Raw genomic sequence first — 25,887 nt, 5'->3', positions numbered from 1 at the left:
GGGAGGACATGGAAATGTTTTTGCATATAGGTGGAGATGTAGTTATTCCTATTAAAAATGTTATTGCTATTATGGATATTGATACTACAACAATTTCAAAGGATACAAAGGAGTTTTTAAAGATAGCTGAAGAGGAAGGATTTATTGAGAGTATATCTGAAGATCTCCCGAAATCTTTTATTATAACTGAAACTGATAAAAAAAGTAAGATCTATTTGTCACCCATATCATCAGTTACTCTTCAGAAGAGATCAAGCTTTATTAGTGAGATTGCAAATGTATAAATGTTTTGAAAGGACGAAAAACACAACATCATGAGTGATATTAATAATGTAAATTCATATGATGAAAGTCAGATACAGGTTTTGGAAGGTCTTGAGGCCGTTAGGAAAAGACCGGGAATGTATATTGGAAGCACTTCTTTGAGAGGATTGCATCATCTTGTATACGAAATAGTTGCAAATAGTGTCGATGAGGCCCTTGCCGGACGGTGTGACGAAATAAGAGTTGTTGTGCATAAGGATAATTCTGTTACTGTTACTGATAATGGAACAGGAATACCTGTCGGTGCCCATCCAAAGATGGGAATATCCACTCTTGAAGTAGTACATACTATCCTCCATGCCGGAGGTAAGTTTGGAACGGGTGCATATAGCGTATCAGGCGGTCTTCACGGTGTTGGTGCTTCTGTTGTTAACGCTTTGTCCGAAAGTATGGAAGTGGAAGTAAAGAGAGAAGGCCACATATTCCGGCAGAAATATTCAAGAGGTGCACCTGTTACTCCTGTAGAAATAATTGGTGATACTGAGGATCATGGTACAAAATCTACTTTTAAGCCTGACTCGGAAATATTCGAAGATATTTGTTTCGATTTTGAAAGTATGTTGACAAGATACAGGGAAATGGCTTTTTTAAACAGGGGTATAAAAATTACTCTTATTGATGAAAGACCGGAAGAGCCAATAGTTAAAAATTTGCATTATGAGGGCGGAATCATATCCTTTGTTGAGTATCTTAATAAGACAAAAGATACAATTCATGACAAGGTTATATTTGTGGAAGGCAGCAAGGATGCAAATATTGTTGAAGTAGCAATGCAATATAATGACGGGTATAATGAAAATGTATTCAGTTATGCAAATAATATTGCCACAACTGAAGGCGGTACTCATTTAACCGGCTTTAGAACAGCAATAACAAAGGTATTCAATGACTATGCACGTAAATATAACTTTATAAAAGAGAGCGACAAAAATCTTTCAGGTGAAGATGTCAGAGAAGGACTCACTGCTGTTATAAGCATAAAGCTTCCTGAACCGCAGTTTGAAGGACAGACTAAAACAAAACTGGGAAATAGTGAAATTCGTACCCTGGTGGAAAATGTCTTAACCGAAAAGCTATCAAGTTTTCTTGAGGAAAATCCTTCGGTGGGAAAAATTATTCTTGAAAAATGCTTAACTGCCGCCAGAGCGCGGGAAGCAGCCAGAAAGGCAAGAGAATTAACAAGAAGAAAAAGTGCTTTGGACACTAGTACACTTCCCGGCAAGCTTGCAGACTGTTCAGAAAAGGATCCCTCCGTTACAGAGATATTTATTGTCGAGGGTGATTCGGCAGGTGGATCTGCAAAACAGGGAAGGGACAGAAGAATTCAAGCAATACTTCCACTGTGGGGAAAGATGCTGAATGTGGAAAAGTCCAGAATTGACAAGGTCTTTGACAATGAAAAGCTCTCACCTGTTATCATTGCTTTGGGAGCTGGAATCGGAGATGAATTTGATACCGGTAAGCTACGATATGATAAAGTTATAATAATGGCCGATGCTGATGTTGACGGATCACACATAAGAATGCTGTTACTTACCTTCTTCTTTAGATATATGAGACCATTGGTAGAAAAAGGACATGTATATATTGCAATGCCGCCTCTTTTTAAGGTATATAAGGGAAAAGAAGAGTATTATGCCTATGATGACAGGCAGGTTGAAAAAATATGCCGTGAAAAGGGTTGGAGAAAAGAAGATCCCAATGTTAATATTCAGAGATATAAAGGTCTTGGAGAAATGAATCCCGATCAGCTGTGGGAGACAACAATGAATCCTGAGACCAGATCAATCATGAAGGTTGAGCTGGATGATGCAATTGCTGCTGATGAGGTATTCAGCACATTTATGGGTGACAAGGTAGAGCCGAGAAAAGAATATATACATCTTCATGCAAAAGATGTTACAAATCTTGATTTCTAATTTTATGATAAACAGTATATGAAGAAATCTATTTAAAAATAACCTATTTCATCAGCATTGATAAATTATGTGCTATATGAAATAGGTTTTGTTTTTTGTTTCACGTGAAACATTTATAGTCGGATCTATAAGGAATATTTATTAATGGATCAGAATAAATTAGTAATAAAATGTTTCACGTGAAACATTTTACATTTAAATTAAATTCTTTGTAATATTATTTCCCCTATGATATAATTTTCAAATGGAGATTAATGAGTAAAGTATAGTTTGCTCGATAAGGAGTGAGATTTTCTTGGCGAAAATAATTGCCATTGCAAACCAAAAAGGTGGAGTTGGAAAGACAACAACAGCAGTAAATTTAAGTGCATGCCTTGCATATAAAGGTAAAAAGGTCCTGGTTATTGACATAGACCCTCAAGGCAACACAACAAGCGGGCTTGGGGTGGATAAAAAATCAATTAAGCATTCAGTATATGATGTAATTATTAATGATGAAGCGATTGAAAACACTTTGATTAAAACCTGTATCGACAATCTTATGCTGTGTCCATCCAATATACAACTTGCGGGTGCAGAAGTTGAACTGGTATCTGTGATATCAAGGGAAAACAGATTAAAGGCAGCGTTGTACTACATAAAAAAAGAATATGATTTTATTATAATCGACTGCCCGCCGTCATTAGGACTTCTCACATTAAATTCTCTAACTGCAGCTGATACTATTTTGGTGCCTATCCAATGCGAGTATTATGCGTTGGAGGGTTTAAGCCAATTAATGAACACTGTTAAACTGGTTCAAAAACACCTGAATCCTGAACTGGACGTAGAAGGTGTTGTATTAACAATGTTTGATGCCAGAACAAATTTATCAATACAGGTAGTTGATGAAGTTAAAAAATATTTTAGAAATAAGGTTTATAGAACAGTTATACCAAGAAATGTGAGACTAAGTGAAGCTCCCAGTTTTGGGTTGCCTATAATATTGTATGATGCAAAATCAAAGGGAGCTGAATGCTATATTGAATTAGCAGAAGAAGTAATAGAGTATTCTGAAGAGGTGGTATAAAGAGTATGGTAAAAAAGGGTCTGGGTAAGGGTCTCGGTGCACTTATATCAAATGAAGCAACAGAGGATGAGACAGGAATAATAGAACTAAGGATTAATGAAATAGAGCCAAATGCGGGGCAGCCCCGTAAATATTTTGATGATGAAAAATTAGTTCAATTATCAGATTCAATAAAACAACACGGAATAATCCAACCAATAATAGTAAAAAAAGATAATAACAGATATATAATAATTGCCGGTGAGAGAAGATGGCGTGCGGCCAAACTTGCCGGATTAAGCAAAGTACCCGTATTAATAAAAGAATTTACAAATAAACAGGTAATGGAAGTAGCTTTGATTGAAAACCTTCAGAGGGAAGATCTAAATCCAATTGAAGAAGCAGATGCTTTCCTTCACCTCATGAATGAGTATGATATGACTCAGGAACAAATAGCTGAGACTATAGGCAGAAGCCGACCGGCCATTGCAAACTCTCTTCGCCTCCTCGGCCTTTCCGAAGATGTAAAAAAATATATTGTAAGCGGTGATTTAACAAGTGGACATGCACGTACACTGGTTATTATACAGGACCCTGAAATTCAGCTGAAGGCTGCGGAATATATTATTGAAAATAAATTGAGTGTAAGGGAAACTGAGAATTATATAAAAAAGTTATTCCAAAATAAAAGTGAAAAGAAAAAAGTTGTTGAGAATCCAGATTTTAAGTTTGTTGAAGATAGGTTAAAAAATATTTTGGGTACTAAAGTAAAATTACAAGCAAATAATAATAAAGGTAAAATAACTATAGAGTATTATTCAAATGATGAACTTGAAAGATTATTAGAATTTTTTTACAAAAGCCGTTAAAAAAACGGCCTTCTAAAATTCGTTTTAATGCATTTTTAAAACGAAGCAAATGATATTTGTATATAAAGATAAATTTATCCTTAAAACCGAAATTGTGGGCAAATAGACTATATACTAAAAAAATAGGATTTTTTTAGTAAGTTAGAGACATGAGGAGTAATGAAAAAATGGATTTTATAAATAATATTTTAAATTTGCAATTTGAGATTTTGATTTTGTTTGCAATAGCCTTCTTTATTCTAATAATTAATTGTTTTATGCTTATAGCCAATATTAAAAAAACAAATAGGATCAGGACAAAGTATAATAGATTTATGAATGGCTTAAGTGACAGAAATATGGAAGAGCTTTTGGAAAACTGCCTTGAAAGTGTTAATTCGGTTAATTCTAGGAATAGGGATATTGAACTGAAAATTAATGAAATTGAAAGATACCTAATACAATGCATACAAAAAGTGGGTATAGTGAGGTTTAATGCATTCGATAATGTAGGAAGTGATCTCAGCTTTTCAATTGCTCTGCTGGATAATAACGATTCCGGTATTATAATCAGCGGAATATATGCAAGAGACAGCTCCTCAACTTATGCAAAACCCGTTACTCTGGGAAAATCCAAGTATACACTGTCTGCTGAAGAGATACAGGCAATTGATATTGCCAAGAAAACCAATATTGAAAGAAATTATACTGCTCAGTTATAGCGTGTTTTATGCCAAAAAGGCATATGGAGGCCATTCGGAATATGAACTTTAAATTATTTACAAATAATAAGGAAAGTAAAAACGAAAAGAAGCAAATATGGATGTATGCGTTGATTTTATTTACTGGTGCATTCATAGTATTGTTACTGACTGCATATAGCCAGGTTAAATTTCAAAATAACATAAGTGAATATCAAAACAAACTGTCATCACAGGAAAAGGCAAAGATAAATGCAGTCACCGACTTTAACAGTGCTGTTAAAGAAAATAAAAGACTTAAATCGGAAATTGATGCTCTGAGAAATAAACTGTTACAGTCAGAACAGCAACTGGCAGCTGAAGAAGAAAAAAGCAGCGATATTCAAACACAATACAAAAATGCAACCGGTGCTGCCGATTTGTTAATGAAAGCTCAGGATGACTATATTAAAGAAGATTATATAAGCTGTGCGGTAAATCTGAAATTCAATATAAATACTGCTTACCTCAGTAACAGTGCACTGCAGTTGTATAATGAATTGGCAAAAGAGAGTTATTCGAAAGCATCTTTGCTCTTATACAGGGAGGGGTATGGAAATTATAGAAAGAAAAATTATTCCGAGGCAATATTAAACCTTTCCAGGGCCATAGAATTCTCAGAAAAGAATGAATATTACGTAGATGATGCATACTATTATATGGCCAACTCATATTATAAAATTTCAAATATTGATGGTGTAAAAAAAACAATAGGAGAGTTTTTCATTAATTGTCCTAAAAGTTCTTTTACTAAAGATATGAAAGCGCTGAATAAAAAGGTAATGGGGTAATAAGGCAGGAAAAGCATAAAAGTGAGCTCTGGTAATTATTACAGCGGTTCTTTTTACAAGTTTTCTGCAATTAAAGTGTTGACAAATAGTCGGATTCATTGTAAAATTAAGTTCGTTGCTGACGCGATGACCTGGAGAGATGGTCGAGTTGGTTTAAGGCACCGGTCTTGAAAACCGGCGTAGGTGTGAGCCTACCGTGAGTTCGAATCTCACTCTCTCCGCCAATTTAATAAAAGCTGGCTCTAAATGAGTCAGCTTAAAGTAAATGGAGAAGTACCCAAGCAGGTCGAAGGGGACGGTTTGCTAAACCGTTAGTAGGGGTAACTCTAGCCGGGGTTCGAATCCCCGCTTCTCCGCCACAATTTGTCTGAAAAGCCTGATTTTATCAGGCTTTTCAGCGTTTTATATATAAAATTTTAGTGCGTTTGCGGGCTTTTTTCAATATAATTTTTCAATAAAAAAGAGTTTCCTCTTTTTTATCCCTGCATTGCTTCTATTAATTTCTTTGTTCCTATGATATTTATTGCCCTTTTAATATTGTAGGCAAGAAGTTTGTCTGTTTCTTTTTGCTCTGGCAAGGTATAATAGAGGTAAATTTACTTTTATAACATACAGGAATCAGGAATTATTCGGAGAATCCATTAATGAATAGGCATATAATTGCTCATGGGCGCGGGACGTTTTCCTGCACAGGAAATACGGGAAAAAGCTTACAGATTGGAAAAAAATACAGAGAAAAAGGATAAAATGTATGATAGCATTTTCAAATGCTAATCCGCAAGCAAGCGGTATGAATAATATTATTTTAGAAAATATGAGAAGAGGCATGAAAAAGGATGGTATTCTCTGCAGCCTTGTGATGCGTAACGAAAATATCATATTTGAGTACTATAAAAACAAAAAGGCTGAAAACGGCGTTCATCACATCAATTCAAGTACAAAAAGCTTTACATCTGCATTAATTGGTATTTGCATGAAGCAAGGGCTTTTACAGGATATCAACACCCCGATAGTTGAATTCTTCGGAGACGTGCTATCGAATCAAAGTGACATAAGAAAACAGCATATTACGCTTTATCATTTACTGACTATGAGTGCGGGGCTCGATTGGCCTGAATTTGGCGAATGGAATTACTTCTCCCCGATGGAATACAGTAAAAATATCATTCAATTCATCTTTGATCGAGAAATGGAAGCAAATCCAGGCGAAAAAATGAACTATAATTCAGGCTGCTCCCATCTACTATCAGCCATCATACAAAGAGTATCCGGCACAACAACAAGTAAATTCGCTGAAGAACACTTGTTTGCACCGCTCGGTATTAAAGATGCTCATTGGCTTAGTAAACAAAATATCAATCTCGGCGCAAACGGATTGAGCATGAAGATACAGGATATGTTGAAATTCGGTTATCTTTATCTGAAAAAAGGGACTATTAAAGGTATAGAAATTTTACCTCAAAACTGGATTACAGAGTCAACGATCCCTCGATTCTTAACATATCCGGTTATCGGGCATTATGGCTATCAATGGTGGGTATCAAGTATCAGTGCGAAAGAAGATAAGGAAGTACAGTTTTATTTTGCTATGGGCTTATTTGGTCAGTTTATCATCATCGTTCCGGAATATGATATGGTGGCTGTTTTTGTCAGCGAAAATTATAGCGATACGATGAAACCAATGCAATATTTTCGTGAGTATATTTTTAAATCTATTAATTGAAGTTACCATTGCAAATTAGTAATTAACAATACCAAAAGGAGACAAAATTATGAATGATAAAACGGTGGTATTGAATGCCGGTCTTGTAAATTATGATGGGAACATTGATTACTCACAAATTGCATCTGAAGTGGTAATCTATGACGAAACACCTGAAGATAAAATTTTGGAGAGAGTGGATGGTTTTACAATAGTTGTAACGAAAGAAATGAAAGTCAGCGGTGACATTATTAGAAAGTTTCCCGATAGTGTAAAGATGATTTGTGAAGCCGGAACCGGATACAATAATATAGATTTGGATGCAGTACGCGAAAAGGGAATCCTGTTATGTAACATTCCCGCTTATAGTAGTAAAAGAGTAGCACATACAGCAATTCTTTTGATTTTAAATTTGGCAAGCTCAATGCAAAAACAGATTCGTATGCTTTCGGAAGGAAATCATGATAATTTCCATAAACACTTAATGGTAGACCATGTGGAATTGAACGGTAAAACACTTGGAGTTATCGGCTATGGAAATATTGCAAAGGAAATAATCAAGGTTGCGCAAGCACTGGGCATGAAAATTTTAGTATCTACCAGAACCCCCAGAGTAGATATGGAGGAAATTAACTTTGCAACAAATGAAGATATTTTAAGGAAAAGCGATTTTATTTCTCTGAATTGTCCTTTAAATGAAGCAACAAGACATATGATCAATAAAGAAACACTGGCAATGATGAAACCAACAGCATATTTAATCAATACTGCGCGAGGAGCATTAATTGATGAAGCAGCATTGATTGACGCGCTGCAGAATAATGTAATTGCAGGTGCAGGATTAGATGTGCAGGAAGTGGAGCCATTAAATGATGCAAGCCCATTGTATACAATGGATAATGTTATCATTACTCCGCACATGGGATGGCGTGGGTTAGAAACAAGACAACGTTTAGTATCATTGATCCAGGATAATATCTGTGCTTTTTCAAAAGGACAGCCGATAAATAGAGTAGACCAAAAGAAAAGCAGCACGCAAAATAAATAATGAAACCTGCGCGGCTTTGCGGTCTTTTGTAAACTTTTGAGCATTTGGGTATTGACATTAGAATAAAAGATTTATATAATTTAAGTAACTTAATTCAATGGAAAAAGTAAGTCCTTTGAATTTGGAATAACTGTGGAAATATGGAGTTGATAAAAATGAAATCAAAAAACATAAATAATGAAAGAATGAAAATTATTAACTCAAAAGTTGTTCTGAATTATATAAGGGAGAAAGTGTCGGCTTCACGAAAAGTTATTGCAGATGAAGTGGGTTTGACCCAATCCACAGTGACTAATATAATCCATGAACTAATTGAGGGCGGATATGTTATTGAAACCGGAAAGGGTGAATCCGACGGCGGAAGAAGGCCGGTTTTCCTGCAATTAAATGCCAAGGCAGGCTATGCTATCGGTATAGAATTAAATGTAGTAAAAATCACATGCATTCTCACAAATTTTAAAGCTGAAATTGTGGAGAGACTTGAAGCAGATACTAATATTTCTGAAGGCCAGGAGAAGGTAATAGCCAGGATTATAGATTTAATAGAAAAGATCATTGCCCGGTCAGGCATAGCAAAGGAAAAAATCTGCGGTATTGGTTTGGTATCAGCAGGTCCTTACGACAGGGAGGAAGGCATAATGGTCAACCCTCCGAATTTCCCCGGATGGTTCAGCGTTCCCATTAAAAATCTTATTCAGGATAAATTGAATATACCTACTTATTTTGAGAAAGACACTAATGCTGCTGCTATTGCGGAACATTGGTACGGGGATGTAAGTGATGTAAAAAATCTTTTTGCCATGAATATATATGACATCGGTATAGGCGGCGGAGTTATAATAAACGACCAATTATTCCGCGGCTTTAAGGATGGAGCTGCCAATGTCGGTCACATGTCTATCGATATTAACGGGAAATTGTGCAAATGCGGTAATACCGGATGTCTGGAAACAATTTCATCAGGTGTTGCGTTATTGGATAAAGTTAAAAGTGAGATTAAAAAAGGTAGAAAATCAATAATAGAGCAGCAGGTTAAAGATATTGACGACATAAGTATCGATATGATGATAGATGCCTTAAAAAAGGATGATACTCTTACAAGGACGGTCATTGATGAAGGTGCCAGATGTGTGAGCGTAGCTATAACAAATATAGTGAATTTGTACAGCCCAGAAGTTATAGTTATGGGAGGTAATTTTATCAATAAGTGCCACCTTTATAAAGATATGATAATCAAACATGTCAAAGCGAAGAAATTTCCTCCGCATTATGATATGAAAATTGTCCTGACGGATTTTGGAGATGTGCAGGGAGCATTGGGAGGGGCAGTAATCGCATTACAGGAAATATTTAAAGCGTAGGTTAATTTTGCAAAGCATTAAAAAATATGTATCTTAAATTTATAAATCCTTAAAACCCAATAAATTCAAAAACTTAATTAATGCAATGAAAAAAGTATAATTACGAATTAATAAATGGGGCTTTTTTAAGAAAGAATATATTACTGATAGATAGTGCTTACCTTATTTCTTTCAAGATTAAGTGTCATTTAATTAATAAAATAATTTTTGGAGGAAAAATCATGAAGAAATTCTACAGAGCACTTAGTATGGTTTTATTGGTAGTGGTTTTATCAGTGTCATTTTTAACTGCGTGCGGCAGTGAGCAAAGTGCGAATTCCACAGAAGCAAGCGGAAGCACAGCTGAAAAAAGCAGTCAGCCGGTAACCCTCAAGATATGGGGAGATACAGACAACCAGGCTATTCTTGAAGCTTCGTTTAATGAAATCAATGAAGCATTTACCAAGAAATACCCCAATATTAAATTGGATTACCAGTATTCGGGCAGTTTTGATTCCATTAATGTAGCTTTACAATCCGATTCATTGCCTGATTTATTCTGGGTACAGGGTAATAAATCAACAAAGATGGCAGAGATGGCAAAACAAGGCTTCCTGCTGCCTTTAGATGATTATAAACTGGATTCAAGCCGTTTCCCCGAGCAGTCAATAGAATATGCAACCGTAGATGGTAAGATTTATTGTTCATTCCCTTCATTTTTTGACTATGCCATAATGTACTATAACAAAGATATTTTCCAAAAATATGGTCTTGATAAGCCAAAGAATTGGGGAGAATTTGAGAATATAGTAAAAACACTTAAAGACAAAGGAGAAACAGCAATATCATTCGGCGGCAAGGGTGATTTTGACAGATACTGGCTGATGCAGGTACTGGCACCGACCCTGGCTAATGATGTCCTGCAGAATATAAAGGAGCACAAGGCAGATACCGATTATAAAAACCTGATCGACACATTTAATATTTACCGCAGCTTTGCCGAAAAAGGTTATCTGGGAAAAGATTTTGCGGCTACAGACGGAGCAGGTGCCCAGTTGGCATTTACAAACGGGAAAGCTGCAATGCTTGTTGACGGTACATGGAATAATCAGGTTTTCGCAAGTGTCAACTTTAATGTAGGAAGATTTGCTTTGCCGTCAAAGGACGGAGTGCTTTATTCGCAGAGCGGCCCAAGTAACTATAATACTTATGCTGTGTCAGCAAAGACCAAGTACCCTGACGAGGCAGTCAAGTATATTGAGTTCCTTAATGATAAAGAGTCACAACAGATATTTGAAAATAATTTAGGTGCTATTCCTCTCGTAAAAGATCTTACTCCAAAGGATGAATCTGTAAAAGAGATGGCGGAATATGACCAGGTCGGTAATAATATTTACCACGTACTTTCAGGAGTTGCCGATGAAACTGCCAGACCTCAGGACATGTTACTTGCCGATATTTTACCTAAACTGATGACTTCAAAAATGACAGGTGAAGAAGCTGCTCAAAAGATTAAAGATGAAATAGCAAAAAGTAGTGCAAAATAGTTAAATACCAAATATCCCCGGCAATAATCGAAAAATTAATTGACATTAACTAAAGAATATAAATAAATGATTTCTCCTGGTATTTGAGGGTCATTTATTTATATTCGAAGGACAGAGGGAGTTGTTCAAATTGCTTTCTTTTTTTAAAAAAAGGCCGTATCTTCTTTTTATAGCACCAGGGTTTATCTTATACACCATACTGGTAATTTACCCCATAGCAGCAGCAGCTGTTATCAGCTTGTACCGCTGGAATGGTATAGGACCAAAAACATTTGTCGGATTCAATAATTATATTGAATTATTCAACAACAAAGATATGGTATCACAACTTTGGAATGCGCTATCCCACAGTTTAATGATTTTTATATTAACAGTTATATTTGTCATTCCCGTTCAAATCATTATGGCTTATATGGTATACAGTAAGGTCAGAGGGAAGAGCTTTTTCCAGGTAGCGATATTTTCTCCACAATTTATTTCAACTCCTGTAATTATCTTTATATTTACCTTATTATTGGATGCTAATATCGGAGTAGTCAACAAGTTTTTGGAATCAATAGGGCAAGGTCATTTGACAAAACCATGGCTGGGTATACCTGAGTTTGGAATGTATATAGTTTGGATTATGATCTCCTGGGCCGGAATGGGAGTCGGGATGATGTTTTTTGTAGGTGCAATGAAGATGGTGCCTGTAGATTGCCTGGAATCTGCATATTTGGATGGAGCGGGCTTCTGGAAGAGACTTATAACAATTTTTTTACCACAAATAAAGGTTACCATACTTAATATGGTGCTGATATCTTATATTTTCGGAATGACGATATTTGATTTTAGTTATCTCCTTGGAGGAACATCGGGCGGTATAGAAAGAAACGTTGACGTCATGTCTTTATTCTTCTACCGTATGGCCTTTGGTGATACTAATCCACTGGGCGGCAACATCAGCCAGAATTCCATGGGTATGGGTACGACTATTGCGTGTGTATTATTCCTTATGATTTTTATAATTGCTTTAATACAGCTGTTAATAGTATACCGGAAGGAGGAATAGGAATGAATAAACATCAAGGATTTATGGCTTTGGTAATCAAGGGCTTAATGTGGATTTATTCTCTGATTACATTCTCTATTTTAATTTACATGATATATAATTCATTCCGAACAAGACAGGATATTCTGTCCAACACCTTCGGCATGCCGAAAAAATTAAATCTTGACAATTTTAAAAAGTTATTTGTTAATGACCATTTTTACAGGTATTTTCTGAATAGTGCCGTAATACTTGTATTCAGCCTGATTTTAATAACGTTGTTATCTTCAATGACGGCATATGGCATCGGCAGATATAAATTTAAATTTAGAAAGTTCACAAGGATATACTTTCTGGTAGGATTGATGTTCCCTGTTCAGCTTGGTATTGTTCCAATATTTTTATTGATGAAGAACCTTAACTTAATCAATAATCATGCTTCTGTTATATTGATATTATCAGCAGGAATTTCCATGCCGGTGTTTATGCTGACCGATTTCTTTGCAAATCTGCCCAATGAGATTTATGAAGCGGCAATTATCGATGGAGCAGGCGAATGGAAAACATTTTACAAGATTATGTTCCCTATGGCCAAACCCATTGTATTTTCAATTTGCATAATCATGTCGGTTCAAGTTTGGAACCAGTTCTTCATGCCCCTCATTTTCCTGCAAAGTGAAGCGTATAAGACCATTCCACTGATAATAGTAAAATATACAAAGAACCTATTGAGCACTATGGACCTTGCTATGGCAGCATCTGTACTGTCCACGGTTCCGATCCTGATAATATTCGTTATATTTTCGGAGAGGATTCTGGAGGGGGTTGCAACAGGCGGTGTAAAAGGGTAATCCCACATTTTCATTCAAAGGAGATTTTATATGTCCAAAATAAAAGAGATATTATGTATGCACCATAGCCACCTTGATATAGGGTATACACATCCACAGACATTATTGCTTGAATTGCAGAGAGATTATATAGATCAAGCTATCGATTTATGTTTAAGCACATCGAATTATCCGGAGGAATCAAAATTCAGATGGACATGCGAAGCGACCTATCCGGTGTTGAAATGGCTTCAAACAGCAACCGATGAAAGAAAAGCTCAGTTTAAAAAGTTAATAAAAGATAAACAGATAAGTGTAACAGTCATGCCAATGCATACTACACCATTATGCAATACCGCTCAAATGGATTATATGTTGAAATTATCGGCTGATTTGAGCAAATGCCTGGATATACCCATCAGTACAGCCATAAACCATGATGTTAACGGTCAGCCCTGGACAATGAGCCAAATGCTGCTGGACAGCGGAATTGATTTTTATATTACCGGGATAAACATTCATTTTGGCGGGATACCGTTCAAGAGACCTGCCGTTTTTCGCTGGGAGACGCCCGACAGGCGTGAACTGCTTACTTTCCTGGGAGAACATTATTCACTGTTCAGTCAATTTTTAAATACTTCCCTGTCAGATACCGGTTTAATGGATAAAGGTATAAAAGATTATGTAAATCGTCTTGAGCAAGGCGGATATAATTATGACTTTGCGTTTTTAACTGCTACCAATCCTCCCCTGTATGATAACAATTCGCCTGATGCCGGACTGGCTGAGCTGATTAACAAGTATAATCAGGAAGGGCATGAATATACAGTAAGATTTGTTACTCCCGAGATGCTGAGGGAAAAAGTATTGAGTATTAATAAAAATGACATTCCGGTCCATAAGGGGGACTGGACGGATTACTGGAATTTTGGCTGCGGAAGTTCTGCAAAAGAGACAAGAGTTAATCGCAGAGCGAAGGAGACAATAAGGAAAGCTGAACTGCTGGAGGCTTTTTCAGGCAGTCCGGGGGCATTTTACGACAGGGCGAAGGATGAAGCCTATATTAATGCTGTCATGTTTGACGAACATACCTGGGGAGCATCTCAATCAATAAGTGATCCTGATGATGAAGAGGTATACTCCCAGAGAATGCATAAATCTCAAATGGCCTATAAAGCTGCCGATCTATCGGCTTATTTGCTGGGAAGGCAGGCAGAGCAGCTGGCAGAGAATGCTTTTCAATCAGACCAGCCTGACGGAATAATTGTTGTTAACACTTCGAGTACCGAGCAGGAAATAGAGCTGAAGGTTCCGGAGACTTTTCTGGAAAAAGGCAGGCACCTGTCTGCAATACGTATGAAAAGATTACTGCCCTATAATTCAAAGGATGAAGATTATAAGTACTTCGGCACTGAAAAACTTCCACCTTTCTCCTGGACTAAAATACCGTTTTCTGTTCTGGAGCAGAAAAGAGCAGCCAAGCCGGCTGAGGCTAAAGGTTATAAGATAACCGGGAACAGTATTGAGACACCGTATTACCGCATGACCTTTAATCCCGCAACAGGAAGGATTGAACAGCTGTACGATTTATCATCTGATTGGGCCATGCTGGACAAAAACAGCCAGTGGACTTTGTTTGAATATGTCAGAGAAACTATAGACCCTCTTTATAATGAAGAACACAGGTCTACGTTTTTCCCCCGGGATGTGGAACTGGGCAACAGAAGTGTGAGCGTTTGGAACCACAATTGGAAGGGCAGGAGGCAAAGTGCCGAGAGAATATTGAAATGGCATATAGAAGAAGAGGCAAATTCTGTTTCTTTTGTTATGGAATTTGAGGCAGAAGGCGTTGAGGCACTTAAGCAAAAAATAACTTTTTCCACGCTGCACTCAAGAATTAAATTCAAGGCGTACATGAAGAAGGAGAACTTTACCAAACCTGAAGGAATATATTTTGCTTTTCCTTTAAATATCAACGGCGGCTGGAAAAGCCGGTTTGATACCGCCGGAACCTTCATTGAACTCGATAGGGAGCAATTGGGCAAGGTAAGCCGTGATTGGGTGACTGTTGATCAGACGGTCTCAATATATGATGACGAAAAAGGTATAGTACTGGCTTGTCCTGATGCGCCGATGGTACAAATCGGAGATTTCAATTTCGGCAGAGAAAGCCAAAGCATTGAACGAAAAGAAAATCCCCTGCTTTTAGCCTGGCCTATGAACAACTACTGGGACACCAATTTCTGGATCAGCCAGCCGGGGCCTATTCAGCTCAGTTATGAAATGACACCTTTTAAGGAATTTGATGCGATAAATGCATACAACCTTGGACAGCTGGCAAATGAACCGCTTGTCATCAATGCTGCCGTCAGCTGCAAAGAGGTGGAGAGGGGCAAGCTTTTTGAGGGCTGCGGAGAAGGAGTTGTACCAATACTGATAAGGCCTGCAAAAAAAGAGGGCGGTCTGATTGTTATGTTAAAAAATATGACAGAGGCAGAAGGTCAATACAGCTTTAGCCTTCCGGGAAAGAAAATTTTAAGGGCTTGCCTTGTAAACGTTTTAGGTGAGGAAATTTTAGAAATAAATGTTATAGACAATAAGGTCAATGTGAATATTCCACCTTGTGCACTTTCCCATTTGCTTGTAGCTTTTCAGTGATGACATTTAATAAAAAATTGGATTGGGTTTCGGAAGAGGCATGTCTTTATCCAATTACGCAGGGGTGAAAAAATGAATTATTATTTGGGGTTGGATGTTGGCGGAACCTCGGTAAAATGCGGAATCATAGATGAGTCCGGCAACATCATGTTTGATAGAATATTTTCTTATAATGCACAGTCCTACGCAGATAAAGATACTATTATATCCAATTTCTCGGCAATTTTTAAAGATTTGGCGGGAAAAATATCAGATCCGGAAATTAATATAAAGGCAATAGGGCTGGCTTTCCCGGGGCCATTTGATTATGCCGGCGGTATTAGCTTTATAAGAGGAATTGGCAAATATGACAGTATTTATAATATTAACTTAAGGGAAGAATTCTTCCGCAGCATAAGAGAGGATGAATATTTATCGTCTCTTATGGATAAAGAACCAGAGATTATATTTATGCATGATATAGCAGCGTTTGCGCTGGGTGAAATTTTCTATGGCAAGGGTATAGGGTATAACCGGATTATTCATTTGTGCATAGGGACCGGAGCAGGATCGGCATTTTCAATAGACCGTAGGCTGGTGGGGACCGGAGAAGGAGTACCGGAAAACGGCTGGATCTATAATACAAATTTTAAGTCCAGTATCATTGATGATTATATCTCGGCAAGAGGACTGGCAAACATCGCGGCTCAATATTTTAAAGACTCCCAGGATGGAAGGAAACTATATAACAGGGCTATAAAGCAGGATGAAGCCGCATTGCTGGTATTCAAAGAATTTGGGCGGGACCTGTATGAGGCATTTACCCCGTTTATCAGTGGATTTAAAGCCGATTGCATCATCCTGGGCGGGGAAATAGTCAAAAGCTTTAAATTCTTTGGCCGGCAGATTGAGGAGTTCTGCAAAGCTGAGAAAGTTGATATACGGTTGACTCATAATACTTCAAAAAGTACCTTGATGGGTCTTTACCGGAGTTTAAGCCGGGGGCAGTGACATTGAACAGGCACATAACGGGACATGGAGGTTAAGATGAAATCAAATTATAATAAGCAGCCATATATAGAAGTTAAAGGTTATGAAAATAATCACAGCTGGCAGGGTTACGGCAATATTGTCGGTGAGGTTCTACGTGCCGCGGGTGGGCTAAAGGGTGAAAGGACCATTATTGCCGTGGATTTCTACCCCGCGGTAAGGACTGAAGAACTCAAGGAGAATATTATAGATAAACTGCAGGGTGATTTAATCATTTTCACTGATGAGGATATCTTTGAAACAAATGAATATATTACCGATAAAATAGCGGAGTATATGACAGATGACCGCGTATTCGGCATCATGTGCCACTTGAACTTTAAGGATTTCATTAATGCTGATAAACTAAACGAAGTCAGCAGAAAAATAAGCGAGGCCAAGGGCAGGATAGTGGTTTATGGTGTTGCAGCCTGCCTGCTTGTTAAACCGGATATTCATATATATGCGGATATGGCACGCTGGGAGATCCAGCAGCGGTACCGCTCCGGTGAGATATCCAACTGGAAGCATGATAATTTTAAGGATGATGCGCTTGTTAAATATAAAAGAGGCTTCTTCTTCGAATGGCGCATTGCCGACAGATATAAAAAGGAAAGGATGGATTCCTTTAATTATGTTCTGGACACAAACTTGAGAAATAACCCCAAAATGATAACGGGAGAGGCCTACATTCAAGGGCTCAGACAGGCTGCAGGACAGCCCTTCAGAGTTGTTCCCTTCTTTGACCCGGGAGTATGGGGCGGGCAATGGATGAAAGATATCTGTGATCTGGAAAGAGACACTGAAAACTATGCCTGGTGCTTTGACTGTGTACCTGAAGAAAATTCCCTTTTGTTAAAGGTTGGGGAAATTATTGCTGAGATTCCGTCTATTGACCTGGTTTTCAAATATCCCAGAGAACTCCTTGGTGACAAGGTGCATGCAAGATTCGGGACAGAATTCCCTATCCGGTTCGATTTCCTGGATACAATGGGAGGGCAAAACCTGTCTTTGCAGGTTCATCCCTTGACCGAGTATATCCAGGAGAAATTCGGAATGAATTATACTCAGGACGAATCATACTATCTTCTGGATGCGAAAGAGGATGGCTGTGTCTACCTCGGAGTCAGAGCAGACACTTCAAAGGAAGAATTTTTCAGCGATTTGGAAAAAGCCCAGCAAGGCATTATGGACTTCCCGGCAGAAAAGCATGTTAATAAATTCAAGGCAAAGAAACATGACCATTTCTTGATACCTGCCGGTACGGCCCATTGTTCGGGGGATAATACCATGGTTCTGGAGATTTCCTCAACTCCATTTATTTTTACCTTTAAGTTGTGGGATTGGGGAAGGCTGGGGCTGGACGGAAAACCCCGCCCAATACATCTGGAGCATGGCAAGGCTGTTCTGCAGTTTGACCGGAACACAGAGTGGGTAGAAAAAAACCTTATAAACAAAATCGAGATCCTGTCCGAAGGTGATGGATGGAAAGAGGAGAGGACGGGGCTTCATGAAAGGGAGTTTATAGAAACCCGGAGACACTGGTTCAGTTCGGCCGTAAGTCATGATACAAATGGCGGAGTAAATGTTATTAACCTTGTTGAGGGCAGGGAAGCAGTTGTTGAATCTGCTGACGGCCGATTTGAACCGTTTAAGGTGCATTATGCCGAAACCTTTATAATTCCGGCATCTGTCGGAAAGTATACCATCAGACCCTGCGGTGAATCGGAGGGTAAAACCATAGGAACTATAAAAGCTTATGTGAGAACTTAAATCCTACACTTAAACCATATTATAAATGATAAATATTTATTAGAAAATGAAAACCCTTATGCAATGAGCGCTTAAGGGTTTTTTCCTGCTAAATCGGGCTTAAAGAAATCTCCCGGACTTACTTTTCAACACAATGGGATTTAAATGTGGATTTAAGCTGCAATTTTTCAAAATTCTGTGGATAAAAAATTTAATTCTTTGTCATCTCTTTTTGATTTGAATTTTGCTAACCATTAAATAGGATAATAAAACTATTATTACAGCGCAGATTATGGTGTTTATATTGCTGTAACTGTGTCTAATGTGTGAAAAACTGTTATAAAGATTTATTATTGACAGAAAAGCACCGGCAATTGTAATGGGAACGCCGCAGAATACATTATTGAATGTAGTAATGTTGTACCTTGCCAGCCTGTAAGCTCCGGCAATAGGAAACAACACAGTGAGCAGATATCCGATAATGCCTAAATTGAAAAAGCTTATTTTCCAGGCGATTATAATTGGTGCCACACCAAATGAAATCAAATCTGAAAGTGAATCCAGCTCTTTTCCCAATTCACTTGTACTGTCAAGCATCCTGGCTACCTTTCCATCAAATCTGTCGGTTAATGCAGCTACCATCACCAATAAAGAGGCCTGTATCAGATCATCTTTTATGGAAAAGAGCAATGCAATTATACCAAGAGAAAGATTAATGAAGGTTAAAAGGTTTGGTAATGAATGCTTAATCTTGTTTTTCAATGAATCCACCCTCTACTTCCAAACAAATTATTTTATATTGTCATTAGTGCCCCACCCATGTATATACTGAAAGCTTGATAAAAAAATAAATATATTCTTGTATTAGTCTATAAATGTATATATTATAGATTATAATTAATTATATTAAAATTAACAAGTTAATTGTTACTTTATATAATATACGTAACAAATTTGAAAAGGTTTATTATCTTTAAAAATTATAGATTGTTTCTAATTAATTTATGGAGTTTGGATAGGAAAATAATTATGAATAATTTTAAGTATGTTTTTTTTGATTTGGACGGAACGCTGATAGATACGGTTCCGCTTATTCTGGAATCCTTCAACTACACTTTTATGCACCATTTTGGTGAGACCAGGCCCGAAGCCGAAACTATAAGCTATATAGGGATTCCCCTGATAAAGCACCTGGGAGAGATTTATCCCGGCAAAGAAGAAGAACTGGCCAAAACATACAGGGATTACAATGATAGAAAACATGACAGCAGCATAGGGGTTTTTCTGGGAATCTACCAGTTGATCAAAACTCTTTATGAAAAAGGAATTGTATTGGGAGTTGTCACTTCAAAAAGGAGAGAGCTGGCAGTCAGGGGACTAAAACTCTTTAATCTGATGGACTATTTCGCGTTTGTCAACGGCTCGGAAGCGTCACAAAAGCATAAACCCGAGGGAGAGCCTCTTCTTAAAGCCATGGAGGCAGTAAACGCGCTGAATAAGGAAGAGGTCTTGTACGTAGGTGACAGTCCCCTGGATATTCTTTGTGCTAAAAATGCGGGTGTCAGAAGCGCAGCAGTAGCATGGACCTACAGTCCAAGAAGTGATTTGGAAAAAGTGGAGCCTGACATTTTTCTCGAAGAGCCGTTAGAGCTGCTCAGGTATATTTAAAATATTGCGGCTATAACGACAAGCTTTTGAAAAAGCATATATACACAACAAAATGCAAATACTTTATCTGAAGGCAGGACTACAAAACAGGAGTGATTTTATTGTCCAGGACTATCGTTGCAATTTTTGATGTGTATGACAATGCTGAAAAAGCAGCATATGAAGTAAGAGATAAGGGCTTAAGAACTGATAATATCTCAATTATTGTCAAGGATAACGGAAACAGGGGATATTTAAAAGCAGGCAATGATGGTCAGATATATGCTGCCGGCTGCTCTGCCTATCCTTTCAGACTGACCCGGCGGGAGAAAATATCGGATGGAATAATCACCGGGGGTATATTTGGAGGAGTAACAGGCGTGGTACTGGGGGCAGTAAGTATGTTTATACCCCGTTTGGGATTGATAGCTGCAAGCGGGCCTATTACCGGTCTTTTTGCAGGTTTTATCCTGGGAGGCCTGATAGGAGTTGTAACCGATATGCGGGTACCCAAAAGCAAAAAGGAGAAATACCACAAGCTGGTATCGGACGGTAATGCTATTTTCAGCATGAAAGTTGATGAAGAACGAATGGACACAATTATAGAGATAGTAAAGGAAAACGGTGCCCTATCGGTGGAAAAGTACTGATACCGGCGGATTTAAGCCTGCTATAAAAGAATTTTGGCCATATAGTATTCATCAACATAAACTCCATCCACAAGCAGTGAATTTTCTTTCAGGCCCTCGATATTGAATCCCATTTTCTTATACAAACCTATGGCAGCTTCATTATGCGTCATAACAGTGAGTTCCAGTCTTGTTATGCCATTATCCGCTGCCCATTTGTTTAATTCTTCAAACAGCCTTGTACCGGTTTTTTTACCTCTGTGGCTTTTTAAAAGGCCAATAACTATGTAGGCACTGTGTCTTATTTTATTTGCGAAGCCTCTTTCGGCAGTCAGAAACCCTACCAGATCTCCATTTTCCTCAGCTGCCAGCATGAGTGAATTTGATGAATAAAAACTCTCAATGACCGATTTCATTTCGCCTGCAGAGGTTTTTCTTTCCCCGGGTTCATACATCATGTACTTTGTTTCATTATCCAACTGTTTCAGCATATTTAAAAATATTTCCGAGTCTTTTGTCTGTATTTTTCTTATTACCATATATCCGGTCCCTTCTAAAATCAAATAATTACTTCTATTTTATTATATACCATCTTATATATCCTCAGCTAAACTACCAGGAATAATATATGATCAGTGGCTTAAAAAAACAGTAGCAAGAATATTTCCACAGACGTATAAATAGTATAGTAATGGGTCAATCCTTTATATACCAGTAAAAATGGAAGGAGACGCTTATGGAAGTTTCATTGAACAAGCAGTTGAATAAAGTGGTTGGCACCGTAGAAGAAAAAATACTGGATGCTGAGAGGACTGATATTTTATTTGAGATTAACAAAGTAAAGTGCGATTTGCAGGATGCATATAATAATTTTGATTTTGTTCAGGATTCACTGATGGTGGATTTTTATACATATCAGATAAAGGCTTACGAGGCAAAGTTTGAATATCTGATAAAGAGAGCCAAAGCAATGGGGATATGCTATAAATAATTTATACCGGGATGAGTTAATATATAAATATGATTTTATTAGGATTAAAAAGGATTTTGTCAGTTGCAAAACAGGCAAATCCTTTTTAGATTTATCAGGAACATGTTAAGCCGGAGGACGATAAATGCCCATTTGCCGAAAAGCTTTCATCCGGACAGGAATATTTTGTCCACTTTAAAAATACATATTAGTAAGCCACTTAACCTCCTTTATCCGCCTTAATAGCGATATGGGAGTGAATTAATTTCATTACTGTTTTGTGGCCACGAATGTGGCTCATGGAGGCTAATATGAATATTGTGAATGTCCTGAAAAAAATAATGCTGAACACAATATTAGGTGCAGTATTGCTGGCAATTATAAATTTTGCCGGGATATACTTTAATTTCAGCATAGCACTAAATATATATTCGGCATTAATAATCGGCGTACTTGGTGTCCCGGGTTTGATTCTTCTGATTATATTAAAATATATTATATAATATAGTAAATAATACTTCATATTATGACATGGTCATAGTATGAAGTATTATTTTTTGTATAATTGTTACATGTTTGTATACAAAGAACAATTTAAGTTTACAAAAGTACAGAACTAATGCTACTTTAAACATAGTTGCTTGACAATAAAAAGTCAAACATATATACTTTTATATGGACAAGTTTATCTTTTGGTTAGTTGTCTTATAGTTATTAAAATGAATCTCGAAGTACATAGCTGGCAGAATTTGACGTAGCAATAAAGTAAATGCTGTATGCTGATAAAAGTTAAAATGAGGTTCAAAAACCTTATAGAGATTCATTTAAAATTCAAATAAAGAGGAGGGTTTGCCAAATGGGCAAGGTTGTTGAAATCAGATGGCATGGACGTGGTGGTCAAGGCGCAAAGACAGCATCATTATTGCTTGCAGATGCAGCGTTCAATACCGGTAAATACATTCAGGGTTTTCCTGAATACGGCCCTGAAAGAATGGGTGCTCCAATCACAGCTTATAACAGAATAAGCGATGATAAACTTACAATTCATTGTAACATTTATGAACCAGATTATGTTGTAGTAGTAGATGATACTCTGCTTACAGCTGTAGATGTTACTTCGGGTTTAAAGGAATCGGGAGCTTTAATAATCAATACTACTAAAACTCCGGAAGAAATCAAACCATTATTAAAGGGGTACAAGGGCAAAGTTTGTACAGTAGATGCAAGAACCATATCTATTGAAACTTTGGGCAAGTACTTCCCTAACACTCCAATGCTTGGTGCAGTTGTAAAAGTAAGCGGAGTAATGGGCGAAAAAGAATTCCTTGATGACATGGTTGGTTCCTTCAAACATAAATTTGCTAAGAAACCGGAAGTTATAGAACCAAATATCAAAGCTATTGAAAGAGCTATGCAGGAGGTGAAAGGGCTATGAGTTGCAACAAAGAATTAAAAACAGTTTCTCCTGACGTTAACTGGAAAGACATAACCAAGGGCGGAAATATTCCCTGGGCAGGTAATGCCGAGCTTTTTAAAACCGGTGACTGGCGTTCAATGAAGCCGATCTGGCTGGAGGATAAGTGCAAGCAATGTTTACTTTGCTACCCTGTTTGCCCTGATACTTCCATATTGGTTAATGCAGAAGGTAAAAGAGTAGAATTTGATTATGATCACTGCAAAGGTTGTGGCGTTTGTGTAAAGGTTTGTCCTTTCAAAGCTATCGACTTTGTAGAAGAAAAGTAAGGAGGGAAAATTCAAAATGGCTATTAGAGAAAGATTAAGTGGTAACGAAGCTATGGCTGTTGCCATGAAGCAGATAAATCCGGATGTAGTTGCGGCTTTCCCAATAACTCCATCAACAGAAGTTCCCCAATACTTCTCAACATTTGTTGCAAACGGTCAGGTTGATACTGAGTTTGTACCTGTTGAGTCAGAGCACAGTGCCATGTCAGCATGTATAGGTGCACAGGCTGCAGGAGGAAGAGCTATGACAGCTACCTCTGCAAACGGACTTGCTCTTATGTGGGAATGTTTATATATAGCTTCATGTTCAAGACTTCCAATCGTTTTGGCATGTGTTAACAGAACTCTTTCAGGACCTTTGAACATACATAACGATCACAGTGATTCAATGGGTGCCAGAGATTCAGGTTGGATACAGATTTATTCAGAAAATTGCCAGGAAGCATATGACAATATGTTAATGGCTAACAGAATAGGGGAACATCCCGACGTCCTTCTTCCGGTTATGGTTTGCCAGGACGGATTTATCACTTCTCATGCTATCGAAAATCTTGATCTTGTTGAAGATGACAAGGTAAAGGCTTTTGTTGGTGAATACAATCCTGAAGAATACCTCTTAAATAAAGAAAACCCAATTGCAGTCGGTCCTCTGGATCACTTTACCCACTGCTTCGAGCACAAGAGACAACAGGCTCAGGCAATGATGAATGCAAAGAAGGTTGTTCTTGAAGTTTCGGCTGAATTTGCAAAATTGACAGGCAGAAGCTATGGCTTGTTTGAAGAATACAATGCAGAAGGCGCAGAAGCTTGCGTAGTGGTTTTGAACTCTACGGCAGGAACTGCAAAATTCGTTGCAGACCAATACAAAGCTCAGGGCAAGAAGGTTGCCGTATTGAAACCAAGATTGTTCAGACCTTTCCCTGTTGATGAAATAGCAGAAGCTTTGGCCAAATACAAGGCTATTGCCATAATGGACAAGGCTGAAAGCTTTAATGCTGCCGGCGGTCCGTTATTCACCGACGTTACCAGTGCACTGTATGCCAAGAGCGTATTTGGACCCAAGGTAATAAACTATATCTACGGACTTGGCGGAAGAGACGTTAAGACTGACGATATTGAAGTTGTATTTAATAAAACATTGGAAATTGTCGCTACAGGTAAAGTTGATTCGGTTTACAACTACCTCGGCGTAAGAGAATAGGAGGTGCGATGATGGCTTACAATTTAAAAGAAGTTGCCAAGAAGCCTGAAAGGCTTACTGGCGGACATAGAATGTGTGCCGGATGCGGAGCTCCGGTTGTAGTTAGACAGATTTTAAGAGCTTTAAAGCCTGAAGATCACGCAGTTATTGGTTCGGCTACCGGATGTTTGGAAGTTTCTACTTTCCTTTATCCATATACTGCATGGAAAGATTCCTTCATTCATAATGCATTTGAAAACTCAGCTGCAAATATATCAGGAGCTGAAGCTGCTTATGTTGCCATGAAGAAAAGAGGAAAAGTTAAGGGTGAAACCAAGTTTATCGCTTTCGGCGGTGACGGCGGAACTTACGATATAGGTCTCCAGTCTCTTTCAGGTGCTATGGAAAGAGGCCATGACATGGTTTATGTTTGCTACGACAACGGAGCATACATGAACACCGGTATCCAGAGATCATCAGCTACTCCCAAGTATGCTGATACCACTACTTCACCTGCAGGTAAGGTTATCCCCGGAAAACTGCAGTGGAGAAAAGATCTGACAGGTATTATGGCAAGCCATAACCTTCCATATGTGTGTCAGACTGCTGCTATCGGAAATATGAAAGACCTTTATGAAAAGTCTGAAAAGGCTCTTTATACAAAGGGTGCTGCATTCATGAACGTATTGGCTCCATGTCCAAGAGGCTGGATCTACAATACTCCTGATTTGATGGAGTTGAACAAGTTGGCTGTTGAAACGTGCTTCTGGCCGTTGTATGAAATAATCGACGGTAAATATATCGTTAACTACAAGCCTAAGAACAAGCTTCCAGTTGTTGATTTCTTGAAGAAGCAGGGAAGATTCAAGCACTTGTTCAAAGCTGGAAATGAATACATGATCGAAGAAATCCAGAATGAAGTTGACAAGAGATGGGAAGAACTCTTGAGACTTGCCGGAGAAGAAGCATAATAACAAATAGATTTTTGTTTTCATTAATTGAGGATAAAAAAAGGATGAATCTTTTGATTCATCCTTTTTTTTATATCAACAAGCCATGCCTCCCGGATTTGATGTGCAAGGGTACATTACCGGGCGCACAATAGCATATTTTAATTCTACATATTGCCTATG

Annotated in this window: 25 protein-coding genes and 2 tRNA genes; 25 read left to right on the top strand and 2 right to left on the bottom strand. The window is 37.8% G+C overall.

Annotation, left to right across the window (positions count from 1 at the left end; translation table 11 throughout):
* The first annotated feature begins 14 nt into the window (after positions 1-14).
* The 17 genes from remB (at position 15) to T344_RS0108520 (ending at position 18,606) form a co-directional block, all read left to right on the top strand.
* Positions 15-284 carry an extracellular matrix regulator RemB gene (remB, locus tag T344_RS0108605; RefSeq protein WP_004623400.1) on the top strand — a complete coding sequence of 90 codons (270 nt, stop codon included), beginning with the start codon at positions 15-17 and terminating at the stop codon, positions 282-284.
* A 30-nt stretch (positions 285-314) separates the two neighbouring features.
* Positions 315-2,243, top strand: coding sequence for a DNA topoisomerase (ATP-hydrolyzing) subunit B (gene gyrB / locus T344_RS0108600; protein ID WP_027628367.1), 1,929 nt, complete (start codon positions 315-317; stop codon positions 2,241-2,243).
* Positions 2,244-2,538: 295 nt separating this feature from the next.
* Positions 2,539-3,312 carry a ParA family protein gene (locus tag T344_RS0108595; RefSeq protein ID WP_027628366.1) on the top strand — a complete coding sequence of 258 codons (774 nt, stop codon included), beginning with the start codon at positions 2,539-2,541 and terminating at the stop codon, positions 3,310-3,312.
* A gap of 5 nt (positions 3,313-3,317) precedes the next feature.
* Positions 3,318-4,160, top strand: coding sequence for a ParB/RepB/Spo0J family partition protein (locus tag T344_RS0108590; protein WP_027628365.1), 843 nt, complete (start codon positions 3,318-3,320; stop codon positions 4,158-4,160).
* Between the two features lie 167 nt (positions 4,161-4,327).
* Positions 4,328-4,861: a DUF4446 family protein gene (locus T344_RS0108585; protein WP_027628364.1), complete on the top strand. Its 534-nt coding sequence runs from the start codon at positions 4,328-4,330 to the stop codon at positions 4,859-4,861.
* Positions 4,862-4,902: 41 nt separating this feature from the next.
* Positions 4,903-5,670: a hypothetical protein gene (locus tag T344_RS0108580; RefSeq protein ID WP_027628363.1), complete on the top strand. Its 768-nt coding sequence runs from the start codon at positions 4,903-4,905 to the stop codon at positions 5,668-5,670.
* Between the two features lie 133 nt (positions 5,671-5,803).
* Positions 5,804-5,894, top strand: a tRNA-Ser gene (locus tag T344_RS0108575).
* A gap of 43 nt (positions 5,895-5,937) precedes the next feature.
* Positions 5,938-6,029, top strand: a tRNA-Ser gene (locus tag T344_RS0108570).
* A gap of 392 nt (positions 6,030-6,421) precedes the next feature.
* Positions 6,422-7,393, top strand: a complete 972-nt coding sequence (locus tag T344_RS0108560) for a serine hydrolase domain-containing protein (protein WP_051571690.1) — start codon at positions 6,422-6,424, stop codon at positions 7,391-7,393.
* Positions 7,394-7,442: 49 nt separating this feature from the next.
* Positions 7,443-8,420, top strand: a complete 978-nt coding sequence (locus T344_RS0108555; RefSeq protein ID WP_027628361.1) for a 2-hydroxyacid dehydrogenase — start codon at positions 7,443-7,445, stop codon at positions 8,418-8,420.
* Positions 8,421-8,575: 155 nt separating this feature from the next.
* Positions 8,576-9,781, top strand: coding sequence for an ROK family transcriptional regulator (locus T344_RS0108550; protein WP_027628360.1), 1,206 nt, complete (start codon positions 8,576-8,578; stop codon positions 9,779-9,781).
* A 221-nt stretch (positions 9,782-10,002) separates the two neighbouring features.
* Entirely contained in the window at positions 10,003-11,307 is a 1,305-nt protein-coding gene (locus T344_RS0108545) for an ABC transporter substrate-binding protein (RefSeq protein ID WP_027628359.1), read from the top strand.
* A 130-nt stretch (positions 11,308-11,437) separates the two neighbouring features.
* Positions 11,438-12,358, top strand: coding sequence for a carbohydrate ABC transporter permease (locus T344_RS0108540; protein ID WP_027628358.1), 921 nt, complete (start codon positions 11,438-11,440; stop codon positions 12,356-12,358).
* 2 nt (positions 12,359-12,360) lie between these two features.
* Positions 12,361-13,188, top strand: coding sequence for a carbohydrate ABC transporter permease (locus tag T344_RS0108535; RefSeq protein WP_027628357.1), 828 nt, complete (start codon positions 12,361-12,363; stop codon positions 13,186-13,188).
* Positions 13,189-13,218: 30 nt separating this feature from the next.
* Positions 13,219-15,825 carry a glycoside hydrolase family 38 N-terminal domain-containing protein gene (locus T344_RS0108530; RefSeq protein WP_027628356.1) on the top strand — a complete coding sequence of 869 codons (2,607 nt, stop codon included), beginning with the start codon at positions 13,219-13,221 and terminating at the stop codon, positions 15,823-15,825.
* Positions 15,826-15,897: 72 nt separating this feature from the next.
* Positions 15,898-16,815 carry an ROK family protein gene (locus T344_RS0108525; protein WP_034860834.1) on the top strand — a complete coding sequence of 306 codons (918 nt, stop codon included), beginning with the start codon at positions 15,898-15,900 and terminating at the stop codon, positions 16,813-16,815.
* 36 nt (positions 16,816-16,851) lie between these two features.
* A complete protein-coding gene (locus T344_RS0108520) occupies positions 16,852-18,606 on the top strand; it encodes a class I mannose-6-phosphate isomerase (RefSeq protein ID WP_027628354.1) in 1,755 nt (584 codons plus the stop codon).
* Between the two features lie 201 nt (positions 18,607-18,807).
* Here the strand turns inward: T344_RS0108520 and pssA are convergent, their stop codons facing one another.
* Positions 18,808-19,347 carry a CDP-diacylglycerol--serine O-phosphatidyltransferase gene (gene pssA / locus T344_RS0108515; RefSeq protein WP_004624481.1) on the bottom strand — a complete coding sequence of 180 codons (540 nt, stop codon included), beginning with the start codon at positions 19,345-19,347 and terminating at the stop codon, positions 18,808-18,810.
* 267 nt (positions 19,348-19,614) lie between these two features.
* On the opposite strand from pssA, the gene T344_RS0108510 reads away from it, so the two are divergent.
* Positions 19,615-20,253, top strand: a complete 639-nt coding sequence (locus T344_RS0108510) for an HAD-IA family hydrolase (protein WP_027628353.1) — start codon at positions 19,615-19,617, stop codon at positions 20,251-20,253.
* Positions 20,254-20,345: 92 nt separating this feature from the next.
* Entirely contained in the window at positions 20,346-20,882 is a 537-nt protein-coding gene (locus T344_RS0108505) for a hypothetical protein (RefSeq protein ID WP_242842044.1), read from the top strand.
* Between the two features lie 20 nt (positions 20,883-20,902).
* On the opposite strand, the gene T344_RS0108500 is transcribed toward T344_RS0108505, so the two are convergent.
* On the bottom strand, positions 20,903-21,400 hold the full coding sequence (locus T344_RS0108500) for a GNAT family N-acetyltransferase (RefSeq protein WP_027628351.1): 498 nt from the start codon (positions 21,398-21,400) through the stop codon (positions 20,903-20,905).
* Between the two features lie 197 nt (positions 21,401-21,597).
* On the opposite strand from T344_RS0108500, the gene T344_RS0108495 reads away from it, so the two are divergent.
* The 6 genes from T344_RS0108495 (at position 21,598) to T344_RS0108470 (ending at position 25,725) form a co-directional block, all read left to right on the top strand.
* Positions 21,598-21,852: a DUF2508 family protein gene (locus T344_RS0108495; RefSeq protein WP_004624416.1), complete on the top strand. Its 255-nt coding sequence runs from the start codon at positions 21,598-21,600 to the stop codon at positions 21,850-21,852.
* A gap of 290 nt (positions 21,853-22,142) precedes the next feature.
* Positions 22,143-22,334 carry a pro-sigmaK processing inhibitor BofA family protein gene (locus T344_RS0108490; protein WP_004624343.1) on the top strand — a complete coding sequence of 64 codons (192 nt, stop codon included), beginning with the start codon at positions 22,143-22,145 and terminating at the stop codon, positions 22,332-22,334.
* A 353-nt stretch (positions 22,335-22,687) separates the two neighbouring features.
* A complete protein-coding gene (locus T344_RS0108485) occupies positions 22,688-23,266 on the top strand; it encodes a 2-oxoacid:acceptor oxidoreductase family protein (RefSeq protein ID WP_027628350.1) in 579 nt (192 codons plus the stop codon).
* On the top strand, positions 23,263-23,574 hold the full coding sequence (locus tag T344_RS0108480) for a 4Fe-4S binding protein (protein ID WP_004624467.1): 312 nt from the start codon (positions 23,263-23,265) through the stop codon (positions 23,572-23,574). Before T344_RS0108485 ends, T344_RS0108480 begins: the two co-directional genes overlap by 4 nt.
* A gap of 16 nt (positions 23,575-23,590) precedes the next feature.
* Positions 23,591-24,775 (top strand): pyruvate ferredoxin oxidoreductase, encoded by a 1,185-nt coding sequence (gene porA, locus T344_RS0108475; RefSeq protein ID WP_027628349.1) that lies wholly within the window; start codon positions 23,591-23,593, stop codon positions 24,773-24,775.
* An 11-nt stretch (positions 24,776-24,786) separates the two neighbouring features.
* Positions 24,787-25,725: a thiamine pyrophosphate-dependent enzyme gene (locus T344_RS0108470; RefSeq protein ID WP_027628348.1), complete on the top strand. Its 939-nt coding sequence runs from the start codon at positions 24,787-24,789 to the stop codon at positions 25,723-25,725.
* The last annotated feature ends 162 nt before the right edge of the window (positions 25,726-25,887 follow it).

The sequence above is a fragment of the Ruminiclostridium cellobioparum DSM 1351 = ATCC 15832 genome, assembly GCF_000621505.1.
Taxonomy (GTDB): domain Bacteria; phylum Bacillota; class Clostridia; order Acetivibrionales; family DSM-1351; genus Ruminiclostridium; species Ruminiclostridium cellobioparum.
This window is presented reverse-complemented; position numbering and strand designations above follow the sequence as displayed.

Bases quoted from the DNA above. Each gene is read 5' to 3' on its own strand.
- T344_RS0108520 (WP_027628354.1), top strand. From the start codon at position 16,852: ATGAAATCAAATTATAATAAGCAGCCATATATAGAAGTTAAAGGTTAT.
- T344_RS0108580 (WP_027628363.1), top strand. From the start codon at position 4,903: ATGAACTTTAAATTATTTACAAATAATAAGGAAAGTAAAAACGAAAAG.
- gyrB (WP_027628367.1), top strand. From the start codon at position 315: ATGAGTGATATTAATAATGTAAATTCATATGATGAAAGTCAGATACAG.
- T344_RS0108560 (WP_051571690.1), top strand. From the start codon at position 6,422: ATGATAGCATTTTCAAATGCTAATCCGCAAGCAAGCGGTATGAATAAT.
- T344_RS0108510 (WP_027628353.1), top strand. From the start codon at position 19,615: ATGAATAATTTTAAGTATGTTTTTTTTGATTTGGACGGAACGCTGATA.
- T344_RS0108495 (WP_004624416.1), top strand. From the start codon at position 21,598: ATGGAAGTTTCATTGAACAAGCAGTTGAATAAAGTGGTTGGCACCGTA.
- T344_RS0108490 (WP_004624343.1), top strand. From the start codon at position 22,143: ATGAATATTGTGAATGTCCTGAAAAAAATAATGCTGAACACAATATTA.
- T344_RS0108585 (WP_027628364.1), top strand. From the start codon at position 4,328: ATGGATTTTATAAATAATATTTTAAATTTGCAATTTGAGATTTTGATT.
- T344_RS0108530 (WP_027628356.1), top strand. From the start codon at position 13,219: ATGTCCAAAATAAAAGAGATATTATGTATGCACCATAGCCACCTTGAT.
- T344_RS0108500 (WP_027628351.1), bottom strand. From the start codon at position 21,400: ATGGTAATAAGAAAAATACAGACAAAAGACTCGGAAATATTTTTAAAT.
- porA (WP_027628349.1), top strand. From the start codon at position 23,591: ATGGCTATTAGAGAAAGATTAAGTGGTAACGAAGCTATGGCTGTTGCC.
- T344_RS0108550 (WP_027628360.1), top strand. From the start codon at position 8,576: ATGAAATCAAAAAACATAAATAATGAAAGAATGAAAATTATTAACTCA.
- T344_RS0108470 (WP_027628348.1), top strand. From the start codon at position 24,787: ATGGCTTACAATTTAAAAGAAGTTGCCAAGAAGCCTGAAAGGCTTACT.
- T344_RS0108555 (WP_027628361.1), top strand. From the start codon at position 7,443: ATGAATGATAAAACGGTGGTATTGAATGCCGGTCTTGTAAATTATGAT.
- T344_RS0108485 (WP_027628350.1), top strand. From the start codon at position 22,688: ATGGGCAAGGTTGTTGAAATCAGATGGCATGGACGTGGTGGTCAAGGC.
- T344_RS0108535 (WP_027628357.1), top strand. From the start codon at position 12,361: ATGAATAAACATCAAGGATTTATGGCTTTGGTAATCAAGGGCTTAATG.
- T344_RS0108480 (WP_004624467.1), top strand. From the start codon at position 23,263: ATGAGTTGCAACAAAGAATTAAAAACAGTTTCTCCTGACGTTAACTGG.
- remB (WP_004623400.1), top strand. From the start codon at position 15: ATGTTTTTGCATATAGGTGGAGATGTAGTTATTCCTATTAAAAATGTT.
- T344_RS0108545 (WP_027628359.1), top strand. From the start codon at position 10,003: ATGAAGAAATTCTACAGAGCACTTAGTATGGTTTTATTGGTAGTGGTT.
- T344_RS0108525 (WP_034860834.1), top strand. From the start codon at position 15,898: ATGAATTATTATTTGGGGTTGGATGTTGGCGGAACCTCGGTAAAATGC.
- T344_RS0108590 (WP_027628365.1), top strand. From the start codon at position 3,318: ATGGTAAAAAAGGGTCTGGGTAAGGGTCTCGGTGCACTTATATCAAAT.